Genomic DNA, 15,177 nt, shown 5'->3' with positions numbered 1-15,177 from the left:
GGTGTCTTAACCCCTTGACCAACGGACCTTGAGTTTTTCAACTCTTTCTATTATACCTACTTTTTGGCGCTTGTCAAGAACTTGAGATTATTTTTTTCTGATATTTTTTTATTAAATCTTAATCTTTAATTTTAAATAGTAGTCTTCCTAGACCGAAAAGCACTATAAGGGGAGTAAAAAGGGGAACAAACCCAGAGGCCAACATTTTAAGATAAAGAAAAAAGCCCACTGTTGTAGGCTTTTTGTAAAACAAATCTTAAAATTAAAGCATTTTGTTGTAGAATTCAACGATAAGTGCTTCGTTGATTTCTGGGTTGATTTCATCGCGTTCTGGCAAACGAGTCAATGAACCTTCCAATTTATCAGCGTCGAATGATACGAATGCTGGACGTCCAAGAGTTGCTTCAACAGCTTCAAGGATTGCTGGAACTTTCAATGATTTTTCGCGAACTGAGATCACTTGACCTGGAGTTACACGGTATGATGGGATATCAACGCGTTTTCCGTCAACAAGGATGTGACCGTGGTTTACGAATTGACGAGCTTGACGACGAGTAGTCGCAAGACCAAGACGGTAAACAACGTTATCCAAACGACGTTCCAAAAGAAGCATGAAGTTGAAACCAAGGATTCCGCCTTTGATTTTTGTAGCTTCTACGAACAAGTTACGGAATTGTTTTTCACCAACACCGTAAGTGAAACGAAGTTTTTGTTTTTCAGCCAATTGCAAACCGTATTCTGACAATTTAGAACGGTTGTTTGGTCCGTGTTGTCCTGGTACGTAGTTACGACGTGCCAATTCTTTACCTGTACCTGTAAGTGAAAGGCCAAGGCGACGAGCTTGTTTCCAAGATGGTCCTGTATAACGTGACATGTGAATGTCCTCCTGATATAAATAATATTTCGGTGGAAATAGTCACTTAGAAAGCCCTGATTCGTGCAGATGCCCTTCGCCTAAACAGCCAAGGTTACTTATCATAAGACACCTGTTGACGAGCTTCATGCTTTCCTGCTGCTATTTCACACAAAGACTATTATATCATGAATTATTGAATTTGTAAAGGGGAGTTAAGCTTTATTTTCACTACCAGAAAGGTTGAGAAGGAGGGTAAAGGTGCTTCCTAGGCCGTACTGGCTGGTAACTGTGATTTCTCCACCTAATTGATGGGCTAATTCACGCGCAATCGCAAGACCTAATCCATGACCACCTGTTTTCATATTACGCGAAGTTTCAACACGATAAAGGCGTTTGAAAATATTCTCTAAATCCTCTGTGGCAATGCCCTGTCCCTCATCGGTCACACTGATTGAAAGCTGATGCTTCTCCAGTTTAGCTACCACTTCCAGCTTGGTTCCTGGAGCAGAGTATTTAAAAGCGTTATTAACCAGATTAACCAAGATACGAGAAAGCTTGGCATAATCTCCTTCAAACCGGGCAGACTCTGGAATCACTTGCAAGTGGACATCTCTCTCCTCCTGCTCAATCAAAAATTGAAATTCACTCATGCACTCAATCAAAAGCTGATCCAGAAAAATGCTGTCTTTTCCAGTCGTCTTCTCCTGATTTCTAGCTGTATTTAGGCTCAAAAAATTCAACTCTTCAACCAGTTTATTAAGCCGTTCTGTCTGGCGTCCAATGGTTGCTAGATAATGGGCTTGTTCTCCTTCCTTGATAACCCCGTCCAAAATCCCTTCTACCGTCGCTTGGATCGAAGTGATGGGGGTCTTGATATCATGCGACAACTGGGCAATCATCAAGCCCTTTTCTCGTTCGCTTTCTTCCAAGGAATCAAAGGTCGCCTGTAAATCATGTGACATTTCATTGAAAGCTTGTCCTAACTGCTGAAATTCCACAGGCCCTTTAACCTCAAAATTTGAAGGAAAATCCTTGTCCGCTACTCGCTTGGCATGTTCCTTCAGTTTACCCAATGAAGTAAAGACCGGTGATAGGAGATAGAGACTAATCCCAGCACCAACAAAACTTGCCATGAGAGTCATTCCCACTAGGAAATAAATCTCTCTTTCGTCAATTAACATTCGCTGGACCGCCCAAAAAACTACGATAATCGTTAAGAGTGTTGAAATGATATAACCCACTAGAATATAACTTTTTAATTTCATTGACTACCTCGTGCTTTCTCAATTTTATAGCCCAAGCCCCAAACGGTTTTGATGGTGGGCGTTTCTGCACTGGCATATTTAGCCAACTCCTGCCTCAATGCATGAATATGAACATTCAAGGTATTGGTATCATCCACATAGTCTTCTTGCCAAACCTTTTCATAGAGATCTGTCTTAGAGAAAACCCGCTTTGGATTGCTGGCTAAAAGCCATAAAAGCTCGAAGGATTTGACTGTTAGATCAAGCGATACACCTCCGATAGAAACCTCATGACTACCGTGATTCATCCGTAAATCCCCGAGACTGACGACTTCTGTCTCACCTCCACGATGAAGGCGACGCAAGATATTGTGGACACGTAAAACCAACTCACGAGGGCTAAATGGCTTGGCAATAAAGTCGTCTGCCCCCAAGCTTAGTCCATAAATCTTGTCTTGCTCACTGGTCTTAGCCGTGATAAAGAGAAAAGGCTGATCTGGAGAATGATACTGAACCTCACTAATCAAATCATAGCCATCCATCCGAGGCATCATGATATCTGTAATAATCAAATCAATCGGTTTTCGCTTGAAGATTTCTAAAGCCTCTACTCCATCATGGGCCACCAAAACCTGATATCCTGCCTGAACCAGATAGCGTTGATGAATATCTGTGATTTCTACCTCGTCGTCAACGAGTAAAATGGTCTTTCCCATCTGTCTCTCCTTTGAAAAAACAGTGCTATACCACAATAGTATAACACTATTTTAATCGCTTTACGAACATTCTAATCGCTATCTGGATTTTTCAAATCCTAGATAGAAAGTCTGTAGCCAGACTAGTCATTTTCCTCTCTTTTAGCTTTTAAACCGAGGCCACCTAACAGTCCGGCCAAGGCGAGTCCAAAGAATCCAAGAGTAGTCATTGAGGTTTGGGCTTCACCGGTATATGGAAGCATGCCTTTTGGTTCTTTCATTTGATCAGCCATCATTGGACTTGATACCTTATTATTAGATGCCATCTTGCCTTCATCAGACATCTTGCTTGAGGCTGCTGGAGCTTGGTCTTGCTTCATACTTGGAGTTGCCATTAGCTGTCTAACATTCATGGTTTTGTCTCGCTCTTTGTTAGGCATCATCTTATCCTGGCTAGCAGCTGGCATTTGAGCTTTCATATTAGAAGCACCTTGATGACTATTCATCATTGGAGTCAGCATAGCTGAACCATTAGAAGATGGAACGAAATCTGACTGCATCGGAATAAGAGACTGATGTCCATTCAAGTTCACTGTCAAATCCTTAGTCGCTACCAGATTTGTCAAATCGGCCTTGCCATCTTTTGCACCGTACACTTTAATAGTAGCTTTATAGCTTTGAGTGCCGTTTTGTTTTAACAAGTCAAGCAGCTCTTTGTCAGATTTGCCTTGAGTACCTGCCAAGTCCACTTCATAGAAGTAAAGGCCTTTGCCTAATTTTTCTACTGGTGGAAGGGCGGGATTTTTGGCTGAGCCATTATCTGACCATGGAGTCTTGTCTGATGCCTTCAGAATCAAACGAGTCAACATACCGTCACCGGCGAAGAATTCGTATGGAATGACTCGGTTGACACCGGCTGTGAATGGACCTGGGAAGTTGGCTTTATCCAAGTATGTAGCTGGGACGTCTACCGTGTCTTTAGTGTTGTCGGCTACACCTTTTTGTACTTCAACTGGAGTGGTCAAGCCGTTCAAGTTGACATCCAAATTTTTAGTCGCTACGAGGTTGCTTAAATCGACCTTACCATCTTTCGCACCATACACTTTAATAGTAGCTTTATAGCTTTGAGTGCCGTTTTGTTTCAAGAGGTCAAGAAGGTCTTTATCTGATTTACCTTGAGTGCCAGCCAAATCCACTTCATAGAAGTAAAGGCCTTTGCCCAATTTCTCTACTGGTGGGAGAGCAGGATTTTTAGCCGAGCCATTGTCTGACCACGGAGCCTTGTCAGAAGCTTTCAAGATAAGGCGAGTCAACATACCGTCACCAGCAAAGAATTCATATGGAATGACTTGGTTGACACCGGCGGTGAATGGACCTGGGTAATTGGCCTTGTCCAAGTAAGAAGCTGGAACATCTACTGTGTCTTTAGTGTTGTCGGCTACACCTTTTTGTACTTCAACTGGAGTGGTCAAGCCGTTCAAGTTGACATCCAAATTTTTAGTCGCTACGAGGTTGCTTAAATCGGCCTTGCCATCTTTCGCACCGTACACTTTAATAGTAGCTTGATAGCTTTGCGTACCATTTTGTTTCAAGAGGTCAAGAAGGTCTTTATCTGATTTACCTTGAGTGCCAGCCAAATCCACTTCATAGAAGTAGAGACCTTTGCCTAATTTTTCTACTGGTGGGAGGGCAGGATTTTTAGCTGAACCATTGTCTGACCATGGAGCCTTGTCTGATGCCTTCAGAATCAAACGAGTCAACATACCGTCACCAGCAAAGAATTCGTATGGAATGACTTGGTTAACACCGGCTGTGAATGGACCTGGGAAGTTAGCCTTGTCCAAGTAAGTAGCTGGGACATCTACTGTGTCTTTGGTATTGTCGGCCACACCTTTTTGAACTTCAGCTGGAGTGGTTGCTGGTTGAGCTTCACTTGCCTCACGGTCTTGTCCAGAGACTACAGGAGCAGAATTTGTTGCAGGTTTAACCGTATCTTCTGTTTGTTTCTTAGATTCTGGTTTTGCTTGCACTTCTTCTTTGGGAACTACTACTTGGTCTTTATCAGCTACATCCGCTTTTTCTGGAGAGCTTGTAGAATCCAAGCTTACTTTAGGTACTGAATCTGCCTGTTCTGAAGGAAGAGCTACATCGACTGCTTTTTTTAGAGCCTCTGCTGGTAAGTCGCTCTTTTCACTCACCGAATCTGCATCTGGCACGACTTGAGCAGTGGTCGGATTGACCACATCAGCACGCGCAGAACTTGGTTGTCCGACCAGGACAAAGAAGCCACTAGCTACAACAACTGAAGCAACACCGACACTGAGACGGCGAATAGACCAACGAGTATATCTCTGATTTGGATTGAATTTCATAGGATTCTCCTTAGAGTTTTCTTTTTTTGATGACTCTAGTATAATCTCCTGAAATTAAAAAGGATTAAGAAAAAGTTAAAATTTTTCTTAAATCCCTCTTATAAAATACTTATATTGACTCAATAATCTTTTTCTTCTACTCATTGAGGTTTGCAAGATTATCTAAGTATTGGTTATTAATAATAGCCATGATAGAGGTATCAGACTGTAAAAGGTCTTCCGGTCCGAATTGAACATCTAGTGGAGCATTCTCGTATTTACGAAAACCGAGTATATTGAGATTATAGCGTCCTCTAAGATTTAATTGGCTAAGACTCTGACCTACCCAAGATGCAGGGATTTTCATCTCAACAATGGAGACATTCTTATCCAACTGAAAGACGTCTACGCTATTATGAAAGAGAATCGTTTGTGCTAATGAACGACCCATTTCATACTCTGGCGAAATAACAGAGTCTGCACCGATTTTTTCAAGTACTTTTTTTGCTGTATGACTTTTGACCTTAGCAATAACAGTTGGTACTCCCAAATCCTTGCAATGCATAACCGCAAGAACACTAGACTCCAAGTTTTCACCAGTTGCGACCACAACCGTATCACAGGTATCAATCCCGGCTGATAACAAGAGTTCTTCATCTGTGATATCTCCAACAACACCGCGAACTAAAACAGGTTCAAATTGATTGATAAGTTCCTCATGGTCGTCAATAGCTATGATATTGATATCATGCTTGGCAAGCGCTGCGAGAACACTGCTCCCAAAAATTCCTAAACCTAAAATTCCGATTGTCCGATCTGACATAGTTTATCCTTTCCTATCCTATGGTAATATCTGCTTTCATATAGTGGATCATATCTTTCTTATCTGGTTGATACTCAGCCAAACTAACTAATAGCGTCAGTGGCCCAATTCGTCCGATAAACATCAGTAGCATGATAATGCTAAGAGCTAATCTGCCTAACTCTGGTGTCAAATTTGCAGTTACTCCGACCGTAGCAAGGGCAGAAATTGTTTCAAACATGATGTAGATAAAGCGCGGATTTCCTTCTGCGGTTACCCCTAACAGAATCAAGCCCAGCAAGAAAGTTATCAAGAAGATAATAAAGACACTGAATGATTTTTGGACTGTCCGAGGTAAAATTGTTCTCCGAGCTACATTGGCATGGGGTAATCCTAAAAGTTCACTGCGTGCAAATACTAATAATACAAAGAAGGTTGTGATTTTAAGCCCCCCAGCTGTTCCACCAGGCGCCCCACCGAGAAACATTTGTAAGATATAAATCATCAAAGTAACAGGCCGAGCCTGGGTGTAATCAATAGAAGCAAAACCTGCCGTTCTCATACTAACTGTTTGGAAAAAACTGACTAGCAATTTATCAGGGATGCTGAGATTGCCAATCGTTCCCGGATTGTTCCACTCTATCAAGAGGGTTGAAACTGTTCCAGTAAATAAAATTCCAGCTGTCAAGAAGAGAACCAACTTGGTATGGAAGCGAAGCCGACGTTTTTTCTTGCTCAACTGCGTGGCCAGGTCAAACCAAACCATGAACCCTAGACCGCCTGTGATGATCAAAGCAGCAAGCACTAGATTAATCAAAGGATCAGTTTGAAAAGCTACTAAACTTGTACTTCCAAAATTATCAAAACCAGCATTACAGAAAGCTGAAATAGCTACGAAGATAGAGGTAAAAATTCCTCGGCCCCAACCAAATTCCGGAACAAAACGAAAACTTAACAGGAAGGCTCCGAGTCCTTCAACGATAAAAGTCGTCAAGAAAATCGAACGTATGAAAACCATTAAAGAATGAGTTTCTCCATAACTAAAGCTCTCCAGAATTGTTTCACGGCTACGAAGACTTAGCTTTTGCTTACTTTGAATATAAAAGACCCCTATAAAGGTCATGAGACCCAAACCACCAATCTGGATCAAAAACATACAGATTAACTGACCCCAGATGTTATATGTAGTAGCTACTGGTTGAGTAAAGAGTCCCGTCACACAGACCATGGATACTGCTGTAAAGAGATGGTCGAAATAGGTCGCTTGGGAGCTTGTTGCTTGCACAAATGGCAGACTCAAAAGGAGAGAGCCTGCGAAAATAACCAAAGCAAAACTTAAAAAAATTCGACGAGCAGGTGATAAACGTCCCAAGGTCGTGTTTATTTTTTCCGAAAATGATTTGAATAACATAGTTACATTGTACCATAAAAACAATTAAAGCAGTCACATATGACTAACGATTTCAAGACAGAGTTCTAAGGCCTTGTCAAAAGCTTCTGAACCCCAATCGCGGCTATCATAATTTTCTAAATCCGCTAGAGAGTCGGCTGTAAATAGAAGTTGTCCCCAAACGACTCCTCGAAGCTGGGCAACTGCTGCAAGAGCTGCACACTCCATCTCCACAACTGCACAGCCTTCTTCCTTACGATAGGCAACTTTTTCAGCCGTTTCTCGGTAAAAACCATCTGTCGACCAAGTCATGACCTCCTCGTAAGGAATGCCTAGTTGTTCCAAGACTTGCTCAATGGCAGAGATAGCCTCAATCTGCATCTCCATATAACGAGAAGGCGCTACATAGTGGTAGCTGGCCCCCTCATCTCGCAGAGCGCGAACAGGGACGAGAAAGGCATTTTCCTCTATATCGGCTAGGACTCCACAAGTACCAGTGGAAATGATTTGCTCCACACCATAGCCAATCAACCAATCCATAAACTGGGCCGCTGGAGCGGAACCGACAGGCGCTTGGGCAAGACACACTTTTTCACCTTTGTAGTCCATGACATAAACCGGGTAGGTCTTAGTGGCAGAAACAAACTCCCCTACGCAATCTGCTTCTACTTCCTGAGCATAGCGGTCAATCTCTTCTTCCAAAAATGCATAGATGCACTTCTTTGGTAACTGTAAATCCAAGCCTTCGTGATTCGGCATGATGACTGCCTGAGGATTATCGTCAAACTCTAAAATAGGAATAGCATGTTTTTGAATCATAGAATACCTCCTCTAAATTTTTACTATTATAACAAAAGCCAAACGAAAGTCAAGACGGGAGGCTAAGTCAAATCATAAAAAACCTACCTTAAGTAGGAAACAACAATTAAATGCTTTTTCCTCTACTAACAAAATTGCTAAAACTTAGGAATTAGTTTATAATAGATTGAATTTGAAAAAGGGAGGTTCTTATGAAATTCTATTCATACGACTATGTTCTAAGCCAAATCAGTCAACAGGATTGGGTCATGATTATTGTGTCGACGCTCTTAGTGATTGTGACTGGATTCTTTGCATTTAAGGCTTTCAAAGATAAAAGAGGGAGTAAGTTCCGTGAATTATCGCTCATTTCTATTTTGACGTTAATTGCTTTTGTATTGATTAGCATTACGAATCTTCAAAACAACCAATCCAATGATAATCAATTTCGTAGTTCCTTGCACTTCATCGAAATTGTATCAAAAGAGTTAGGTGTTGATAAGAAAAATGTTTATGTCAACACATCAGCAGTGACTGATGGGGCGATTATTAAGGTTGGCAACAATTTTTATCGTGCCATTAGCGGGACTGACCAAGATAGCTATTTATTAGAAAAAATGGAACTCTATAAATCAGATGTTGAACTCGTGGAGGTTGAAAAATGATAAGCTTTTTTGCTACGATTGCAATTAAATTAGCCTTGGGGCTACTTTCTCTTGTTTTTGTTATTAACGTAACAGGTAAAGGAAATTTAGCACCAAGTTCTGCAGTAGATCAAATCCAGAACTTTGTTCTCGGGGGTATTATCGGTGGGGTTATCTACAATAGTTCTATCACCATCATCCAATACATTGTTATCCTTATCATCTGGACTATTCTCATCCTGCTCCTTAAATGGTTGAATACCAATATTTCCTTTTTCAAACACTTAATTGACGGGAAACCAACTATTATCATAAAAAATGGAACATTAGATCCTGAAGCCTGTCGTTCAAAAGGTCTAGCTGCAGCTGATGTTGCTCTGAAATTGCGCGCTCAAGGAATTTTCCAATTGAAGGATGTCAAGAGAGCTGTGATTGAGCAAAACGGACAGCTGATTGTCGTAAGAATGGGTGACGAAAATCCTAAGTACCCAGTGATTACAGATGGTGTTGTCCAAGTTGAAATCTTAGAAACCATTGGCAAATCCGAGGAATGGCTAACTGAGAAATTGAAAGAAAAAGGTTTCGAAGAAGTCTCAAATATCTTTATCGCTGAATATGATAAAGGTCAATTGAATGTTGTAACCTATTAAAAAAATAAACTGATGCTTTTCGTATCAGTTTTTTGCTTTTTAGTATAAAAGGGTATATACTTAAATTAATATCTAATGTAATTTAGATAATACAAAAAATTAACGGAGGTATCCCCCATGTCAATCGAAGAAAAATTCAACCAAGCTAAAGGTTCTGTTAAAGAAGGTTTTGGTAAACTAACTGGCGATACAAAAACTCAAGCAGAAGGAGCTGCAGAAAAGGTAGCTTCAAAAGCTAAAGAAGTTGCTGAAGATGCAAAAGAAGCTGTCGAAGGCGCAGTATCTGGTGTTAAAAACATCTTTAAAAAAGACGGAGAATAACTCTTTCTCGTCCTAACAACAATAAAAATCTCCCTTCTCTTTCGAGAAAGGAGATTTTTATTTTATGGACGTCCATCAGGAGCGGGACCTCCAGGGCCACCATTTCCTTGAGGACCACCACCAGGTGCTCCTCCGCCACCAGGCATAGAATTGACGATTTCAGTTTGTTTTTCACCATTGAGATAGATATCTCCACCTGTGTAGGTCGCTGTTCCGTCAAAGTCAAATCCTGTTTGACCAGTCATTTTAATAGTCCCGCCAGTAACTGTAATGTTTCCATTTGAGTCAATTGGATCTGTGTCCCCTTGGCCAACTTCAACTGTCAAATTCCCACCATTCATAGTAAAGAAGATTTCGCTTTGTTGGGCGTTTTTGTTAGCTGCATTAACACCATCATCTGTCGCGTAAATAGTAATGTCCCCACCGTTAATAGTGATTGACTTACCTTCAAGCCCTTCTGTAGAATTCTTAACAGTGTAGGTACCACTATCGATAACCAAATCACCTGATGCATGGATACCATCATCACCGGCAGTAACAGTAATAGTATTGTCAGAGAGATACATGGTTCCAACAGATGTATCGTCATCATTGTCTACCTTGACGCCGTCCTCCTTGGCATCGACGGTCATGGTTGTGCCAGTAATGTTAAGTTCATCATTGACATTAAAGGCATCTCCGACTGCTGTGATGTTGTAGGTTCCACCTGTTATGTGAAGCGTATCATTGGTCTTGATACCGTTATTTTTCTTGCCATCTACATTGAGAGCTCCTTTACCATTGATGGTCAAGTCCACTTTAGAGAAGAGGGTAGCATCTGCCTTGTCATCACTGTTTGAAGCTGAATCTGACAGGCTATTTGTGGTACCATCTGCTAGAGTGAGGTAGACATGGCCAGCTGATGTTGCAGAAATTGCTGCATTGGTGTTGGTCATAGTGACACCATTTAGAACGATGTGTACGTCATCTGAACTTCCAGCTTCAATCTTGATTTGAACTCCGTCGGATTGACCAGAAATTACATAAGTTCCTGACTTAGAGATTGTAACGGTAGAACCTGATACGGCTACTCCATCACCTGATACCGTCGCCGTTGATCCTGACAGAGTTACTGTTGCTGCTGTTTTTTCATCATAAGAAGTATCATAGTCCTTATCTGTAAAGTAACTAGATGTTTTCTTATTAGTAGTTACTGTTGTCGTTGCAGTACTATTGCTAGCTGTTGTATTTGAGGTTGACTGGGTACATGCTGTTACCAGTGCTAGAGTTGTTATACTTGTTAATAGGAATGTCCATTTTTTTGCTTTCATACTCATTTCCTCGTCTTTCATTTACATGATCCTAGTCTACGGGAGTTTCCTAAAAGAAGCCTAAATTTTTTCTGAAAGTTTTCTTAAGTTTAGTTTCAATTAAGTTAAATTTAACAATAGTTTTAGATAAACTCCTTAAAATCGTATACAAGCAAGTTCATCCTTGTTTAAAAATAGTATAAGTGAAGATTAGAGGAGAAAGATTTATGAAACCAATCGAAACAACTTTCAAACGGATTGAAACCAAATATGTTGTCTCAAAAGAAATTTTAGACAAACTCATCCAAGATTTAAAGGAGTATTTGGTAGAAGACGACTACCACATTTCAACCATTTCAAATATTTACTTTGATACAGATAACTTTGATGTCCTTCAAGAGGATCATCTAGGCAACAAGCGTAAAGAAAAAGTGCGGATGCGAACTTATCTTAGTAATCCTAAAGTAGATAGTCAAGTATTTTTAGAAATCAAGACCAAGGACCAAGAAGGAGTTGGGCGCAAGTACCGATTGCTATCAACTCCTAGCTCCATCATAAATTTTATGACCAAGGGACGATTAGATTCTACTATTACCGACAAAGTCGTCATTGAAAAGGTTAAAAAACTTCATCAGGATTACAAGCAAGCCATCAAGCCTCGCATGTATATCTACTACGATCGTTATTCTTTGAAGGAAAAGAAATACATTGAGGGATACGATTATAATAAAATCCGTGTCACGATTGACCAGAATCTAGTCTATAGAGATGAAAATGTCAGTCTTTTCGCTGGAAACCATGGAGATGCTTTACTAGATAACGATACTGTAATTATGGAGATTAAGGCTCCTGGAAACAAACCCCAGTGGTTACAAGACATCCTAGACAAGTATGGTTTGATGGAGCACAAATTTTCAAAATATAGTTGTGCTTACCACAAATCTCAAGGGCTTCCTTATGCGCCACGACCCAGTTTAGAAAGATCAGGTACCGCTTATGCTTAATCTATTTAACTCAATTTTCAACAACGCCACTGCCAGTGCAGACCCCTTCCAACTACTGCTGGCACTTCTAGTCAGTCTAGTCCTCGGTTTAGCACTTACTTGGACCTACAAATATCGGACCCTCTACACCAGAGAATTTGCTATCAGCTTGACTCTGCTTCCCTGCCTTATGACCTTGGTTATTTTTCTGGTCAATGGAAGCTTGGGAACTTCAATTGCTGTAGCAGGAACTTTTAGTTTGATTCGTTTCCGTTCTGCAACTAGTGGTTCAAGAGAACTGATTGCAATTTTCCTAGCCATGATTATCGGCCTAGCTTGTGGGACAGGTTATCTCTTTCTGGCAATTCTCTTCACGCTCTTTATCTTGGGCGTTTGGTTCCTTCTGGAACATCAACAGGTCAAAACTGACAATCAACGTCGTAGACTTTTGACAATCACGGTAGACAATCAAGAGAAGATACAGGAAGCTATCCAATCAGCTCTGGATCAATTCTGCTCAGAAATTGACATGATCACAATCAATAGTACAAATACAGGTGATAACCTAACAATCGTCTATGAAGTCGAGCTCAAATCTGATACCGACGACTTCCAAATGACTAGCTATCTGACACAACAGATCGAGAAATGTGACGTCGCTTTGACTAAGAAAGCTAAAAAGAGAAAAAATCTCTAGCAAAAAAGAACAGCATTTTGCTGTTCTTTTATTTTTCTTCTTTGACTGGAATTTCTTTGATAACTCGTGCTGGATTGCCTGCTAGAACTACATTGTCACCAAAAGATTTAGTAATGACAGCTCCTGCTCCTGCAACAACATTATCACCTAGTGTAACGCCTGGAAGAACAATAACCCCACCTCCTGCCCAGAAGTTTTTACCAATCGTGATTGGTTTTCCAAATTCTAAACCTGAATTTCGTTCTTCTGGATCTAGAGGATGAAGAGGTGTCAAAAATTGGCAGTTAGGACCAATCATTGCATTGTCGCCAATGATAATAGGACAAACATCCAACATGGTCAGATTCCAATTGGAATAAAAATTTTCTCCCAAATGAATATTGACACCATAATCCACCACCAAACGAGTATTGACATAGAGATTTTCACCAGTTGAGCCAAACCATCCTTTGATGATTTCCATACCTTTTACTGAATCGACTTCTGCATTAAAAGCTGCTTGCTTTTTTCGTGCTTTTTGTGCTAGAGCACGAAGTTCTGGATCGAACGGGTGATAAGGTTCTCCCGCAATCATTTTTTGGTATTCACTTTTCATAGTTTAGCGTCCTTGTTTGTTTTACAAGATTGTAGCATAGTTCTATCCTTAAGACAAGTAGCAAAGAGATTAAAAAAACTAGTACATCTTTGGATGTACTAGTTTTTAAGTAGAAAGTTGACTATTTCTTTTCTGTAAAAATCAGATTAGTCTTCTTTCTTTTTACGAGCGATAAGTCCAAATCCACTCAAGACACCTACTAAACCAAGGGCAGCAAGGCTAGCATTTTCCTTAGTACCTGTATTTGGCAATTGGTTAGTTGTCCAAACGACCTCTTCAGTTACTGGGGCTGGTTTTTCTTGAACTGGTGTTGGCACTGGATCTGGTGTTGGTACTGGATCTGGTGTTGGCACTGGATCTGGCGTTGGCACTGGATCTGGCGTTGGCACTGGATCTGGCGTTGGCACTGGATCTGGCGTTGGCACTGGATCTGGCGTTGGCACTGGATCTGGCGTTGGCACTGGATCTGGCGTTGGCACTGGATCTGGCGTTGGCACTGGATCTGGCGTTGGCACTGGATCTGGCGTTGGCACTGGATCTGGCGTTGGCACTGGATCTGGCGTTGGCACTGGATCTGGCGTTGGCACTGGATCTGGTGTTGGTACTGGATCTGGTGTTGGTACTTTCTCATAAACGTGCTCTGTATCACCGTTTGGAAGTTTCTTAGTCTCTACGAAGCGGTAACCTGGAATATCTCTATTAGGATTTTCACCGTCTTCGATTGGATATCCTGGAATCTCGTTACCTTCCTTATCCTTATGACTTGTCTTCACTTTTTCATAGACATGTTCAGTGTCACCATTAGGCAATTTCTTAGTTTCAACGAAACGGTAACCTGGGATCTCAGCTTTAGGTTGTTCACCATCCTCTGTTGGATATCCTGGGATTGCTTTTCCTTCTTTATCTACGAATGTAGTAACAGGAATTACAGTTGGTGTGTACGTTGCAGAAGCTTTAGTACCATTCATATCTTCACGAACAACTGTCACTGATGGAGCAGATCCAGTAAATTCTGGTTCTGGTTTAAAGGTTACAGTTCCGTCAGGAGCTACTGTATACGTACCTACACCTGGAATAGTCTTAGTTGTTGAACCATCGTCAAATGTAGCTGGAACATCATCATTCATAGGAACACGGCTATCGCCTTCCTTGAATATTGGTTTACCAGATTGCTCTTGACCTTTTGGACCAATTGTTGTTGCCGGTTCACCTGTAGGAGTTACTGGTGTTACTGTTGGTGTGTACTTACCTGTTACTGGTGTACCATTCTTATCTACACGTTTAACAGTCACACCTGTTCCTGTTCCGATGAATGATTTCTCTGGTACGAAGGTTACACTTCCATCTGGAGCTACTGTGTAGGTTCCTTCGCCTGGAATTGTTTTCGTTGTTGAACCATCTTCGAATGTAGCTGGCGTATCATCATCCATTGGAACTACTGGATCACCTTCTGTAAACTTAGGCTTACCTGTTTGAGTTTGCCCTTGTTTATCAATTGAAGTTACTTCTTCAGCTGTAGGAGTTACCGGAGTTACTGTTGGTGTGTACTTACCTGTTACTGGTGTACCATTCTTATCTACACGCTTAACTGTTACGCCTGTTCCTGTTCCGATGAATGATTTCTCTGGTACGAAGGTTACACTTCCATCTGGGGCTACTGTATAAGTACCTTCGCCTGGAATTGTTTTCGTTGTTGAACCATCTTCGAATGTTGCTGGCGTATCATCATCCATTGGAACTACTGGATCACCTTCTGTAAACTTAGGCTTACCTGTTTGAGTTTGCCCTTGTTTATCTTTTGAAGTTACTTCTTCAGCTGTAGGAGTTACCGGAGTTACTGTTGGTGTGTACTTACCTGTTAC

The 15,177-nt window shown here is 41.1% G+C and carries 15 protein-coding genes; 5 read left to right on the top strand and 10 right to left on the bottom strand.

Translation table 11 applies throughout. The features are described 5' to 3' along the window. Positions 1-262: 262 nt before the first annotated feature. From rpsD to TZ94_RS09285, 7 genes are all read right to left on the bottom strand, one after another. Positions 263-874, bottom strand: a complete 612-nt coding sequence (gene rpsD, locus TZ94_RS09315; RefSeq protein ID WP_006144803.1) for a 30S ribosomal protein S4 — start codon at positions 872-874, stop codon at positions 263-265. A 194-nt stretch (positions 875-1,068) separates the two neighbouring features. Then, positions 1,069-2,121 carry a sensor histidine kinase gene (locus TZ94_RS09310; protein ID WP_045613078.1) on the bottom strand — a complete coding sequence of 351 codons (1,053 nt, stop codon included), beginning with the start codon at positions 2,119-2,121 and terminating at the stop codon, positions 1,069-1,071. Beyond that, positions 2,118-2,816 (bottom strand): response regulator transcription factor, encoded by a 699-nt coding sequence (locus TZ94_RS09305; RefSeq protein ID WP_045613077.1) that lies wholly within the window; start codon positions 2,814-2,816, stop codon positions 2,118-2,120. The genes TZ94_RS09310 and TZ94_RS09305 overlap by 4 nt, the downstream gene beginning before the upstream one ends. A gap of 122 nt (positions 2,817-2,938) precedes the next feature. Beyond that, the gene (locus TZ94_RS09300) at positions 2,939-5,167 is read right to left on the bottom strand and encodes a YSIRK signal domain/LPXTG anchor domain surface protein (protein WP_045613075.1); all 2,229 of its coding nucleotides are present in this window, start codon (positions 5,165-5,167) and stop codon (positions 2,939-2,941) included. Between the two features lie 136 nt (positions 5,168-5,303). Further along, positions 5,304-5,969, bottom strand: coding sequence for a potassium channel family protein (locus TZ94_RS09295; RefSeq protein WP_045613074.1), 666 nt, complete (start codon positions 5,967-5,969; stop codon positions 5,304-5,306). Positions 5,970-5,982: 13 nt separating this feature from the next. Continuing rightward, positions 5,983-7,359: a TrkH family potassium uptake protein gene (locus tag TZ94_RS09290; RefSeq protein WP_045613072.1), complete on the bottom strand. Its 1,377-nt coding sequence runs from the start codon at positions 7,357-7,359 to the stop codon at positions 5,983-5,985. Positions 7,360-7,392: 33 nt separating this feature from the next. Next, positions 7,393-8,157, bottom strand: coding sequence for a nucleoside phosphorylase (locus TZ94_RS09285; RefSeq protein ID WP_045613070.1), 765 nt, complete (start codon positions 8,155-8,157; stop codon positions 7,393-7,395). A gap of 191 nt (positions 8,158-8,348) precedes the next feature. On the opposite strand from TZ94_RS09285, the gene TZ94_RS09280 reads away from it, so the two are divergent. From TZ94_RS09280 to TZ94_RS09270, 3 genes are all read left to right on the top strand, one after another. Then, positions 8,349-8,801 carry a DUF3290 family protein gene (locus TZ94_RS09280; protein WP_006154032.1) on the top strand — a complete coding sequence of 151 codons (453 nt, stop codon included), beginning with the start codon at positions 8,349-8,351 and terminating at the stop codon, positions 8,799-8,801. Next, a complete protein-coding gene (locus TZ94_RS09275; RefSeq protein ID WP_045613067.1) occupies positions 8,798-9,430 on the top strand; it encodes a DUF421 domain-containing protein in 633 nt (210 codons plus the stop codon). The genes TZ94_RS09280 and TZ94_RS09275 overlap by 4 nt, the downstream gene beginning before the upstream one ends. Positions 9,431-9,547: 117 nt before the next feature. After that, on the top strand, positions 9,548-9,751 hold the full coding sequence (locus tag TZ94_RS09270; protein ID WP_000020982.1) for a CsbD family protein: 204 nt from the start codon (positions 9,548-9,550) through the stop codon (positions 9,749-9,751). 62 nt (positions 9,752-9,813) lie between these two features. Here TZ94_RS09270 and TZ94_RS09265 read toward each other — a convergent pair whose 3' ends face one another. Then, positions 9,814-11,061 (bottom strand): carbohydrate-binding domain-containing protein, encoded by a 1,248-nt coding sequence (locus tag TZ94_RS09265; RefSeq protein WP_045613064.1) that lies wholly within the window; start codon positions 11,059-11,061, stop codon positions 9,814-9,816. A 206-nt stretch (positions 11,062-11,267) separates the two neighbouring features. Between TZ94_RS09265 and TZ94_RS09260 the strand changes: the two genes are divergently transcribed. Both TZ94_RS09260 and TZ94_RS09255 read left to right on the top strand, forming a co-directional pair. Beyond that, entirely contained in the window at positions 11,268-12,044 is a 777-nt protein-coding gene (locus TZ94_RS09260) for a polyphosphate polymerase domain-containing protein (protein WP_045613062.1), read from the top strand. Next, on the top strand, positions 12,037-12,720 hold the full coding sequence (locus tag TZ94_RS09255; protein ID WP_045613060.1) for a DUF4956 domain-containing protein: 684 nt from the start codon (positions 12,037-12,039) through the stop codon (positions 12,718-12,720). Before TZ94_RS09260 ends, TZ94_RS09255 begins: the two co-directional genes overlap by 8 nt. 28 nt (positions 12,721-12,748) lie before the next feature. Here TZ94_RS09255 and TZ94_RS09250 read toward each other — a convergent pair whose 3' ends face one another. Both TZ94_RS09250 and TZ94_RS09365 read right to left on the bottom strand, forming a co-directional pair. After that, positions 12,749-13,315 carry a sugar O-acetyltransferase gene (locus tag TZ94_RS09250; RefSeq protein WP_045613059.1) on the bottom strand — a complete coding sequence of 189 codons (567 nt, stop codon included), beginning with the start codon at positions 13,313-13,315 and terminating at the stop codon, positions 12,749-12,751. A 146-nt stretch (positions 13,316-13,461) separates the two neighbouring features. Then, on the bottom strand, positions 13,462-15,177 hold a 1,716-nt coding region (locus TZ94_RS09365), incomplete at its 5' end, for an LPXTG cell wall anchor domain-containing protein (RefSeq protein ID WP_142321384.1).

The sequence above is a fragment of the Streptococcus infantis genome, from assembly GCF_000960085.1.
Lineage (GTDB): Bacteria > Bacillota > Bacilli > Lactobacillales > Streptococcaceae > Streptococcus > Streptococcus infantis_C.
Note: the sequence above shows the minus strand (reverse complement) of the source record. Positions and strands in the feature narration are given on the sequence as shown.

Bases quoted from the DNA above. Each gene is read 5' to 3' on its own strand.
- TZ94_RS09255 (WP_045613060.1), top strand. From the start codon at position 12,037: ATGCTTAATCTATTTAACTCAATTTTCAACAACGCCACTGCCAGTGCA.
- rpsD (WP_006144803.1), bottom strand. From the start codon at position 874: ATGTCACGTTATACAGGACCATCTTGGAAACAAGCTCGTCGCCTTGGC.
- TZ94_RS09285 (WP_045613070.1), bottom strand. From the start codon at position 8,157: ATGATTCAAAAACATGCTATTCCTATTTTAGAGTTTGACGATAATCCT.
- TZ94_RS09250 (WP_045613059.1), bottom strand. From the start codon at position 13,315: ATGAAAAGTGAATACCAAAAAATGATTGCGGGAGAACCTTATCACCCG.
- TZ94_RS09295 (WP_045613074.1), bottom strand. From the start codon at position 5,969: ATGTCAGATCGGACAATCGGAATTTTAGGTTTAGGAATTTTTGGGAGC.
- TZ94_RS09310 (WP_045613078.1), bottom strand. From the start codon at position 2,121: ATGAAATTAAAAAGTTATATTCTAGTGGGTTATATCATTTCAACACTC.
- TZ94_RS09290 (WP_045613072.1), bottom strand. From the start codon at position 7,359: ATGTTATTCAAATCATTTTCGGAAAAAATAAACACGACCTTGGGACGT.
- TZ94_RS09260 (WP_045613062.1), top strand. From the start codon at position 11,268: ATGAAACCAATCGAAACAACTTTCAAACGGATTGAAACCAAATATGTT.
- TZ94_RS09270 (WP_000020982.1), top strand. From the start codon at position 9,548: ATGTCAATCGAAGAAAAATTCAACCAAGCTAAAGGTTCTGTTAAAGAA.
- TZ94_RS09280 (WP_006154032.1), top strand. From the start codon at position 8,349: ATGAAATTCTATTCATACGACTATGTTCTAAGCCAAATCAGTCAACAG.
- TZ94_RS09265 (WP_045613064.1), bottom strand. From the start codon at position 11,061: ATGAAAGCAAAAAAATGGACATTCCTATTAACAAGTATAACAACTCTA.
- TZ94_RS09305 (WP_045613077.1), bottom strand. From the start codon at position 2,816: ATGGGAAAGACCATTTTACTCGTTGACGACGAGGTAGAAATCACAGAT.
- TZ94_RS09300 (WP_045613075.1), bottom strand. From the start codon at position 5,167: ATGAAATTCAATCCAAATCAGAGATATACTCGTTGGTCTATTCGCCGT.
- TZ94_RS09275 (WP_045613067.1), top strand. From the start codon at position 8,798: ATGATAAGCTTTTTTGCTACGATTGCAATTAAATTAGCCTTGGGGCTA.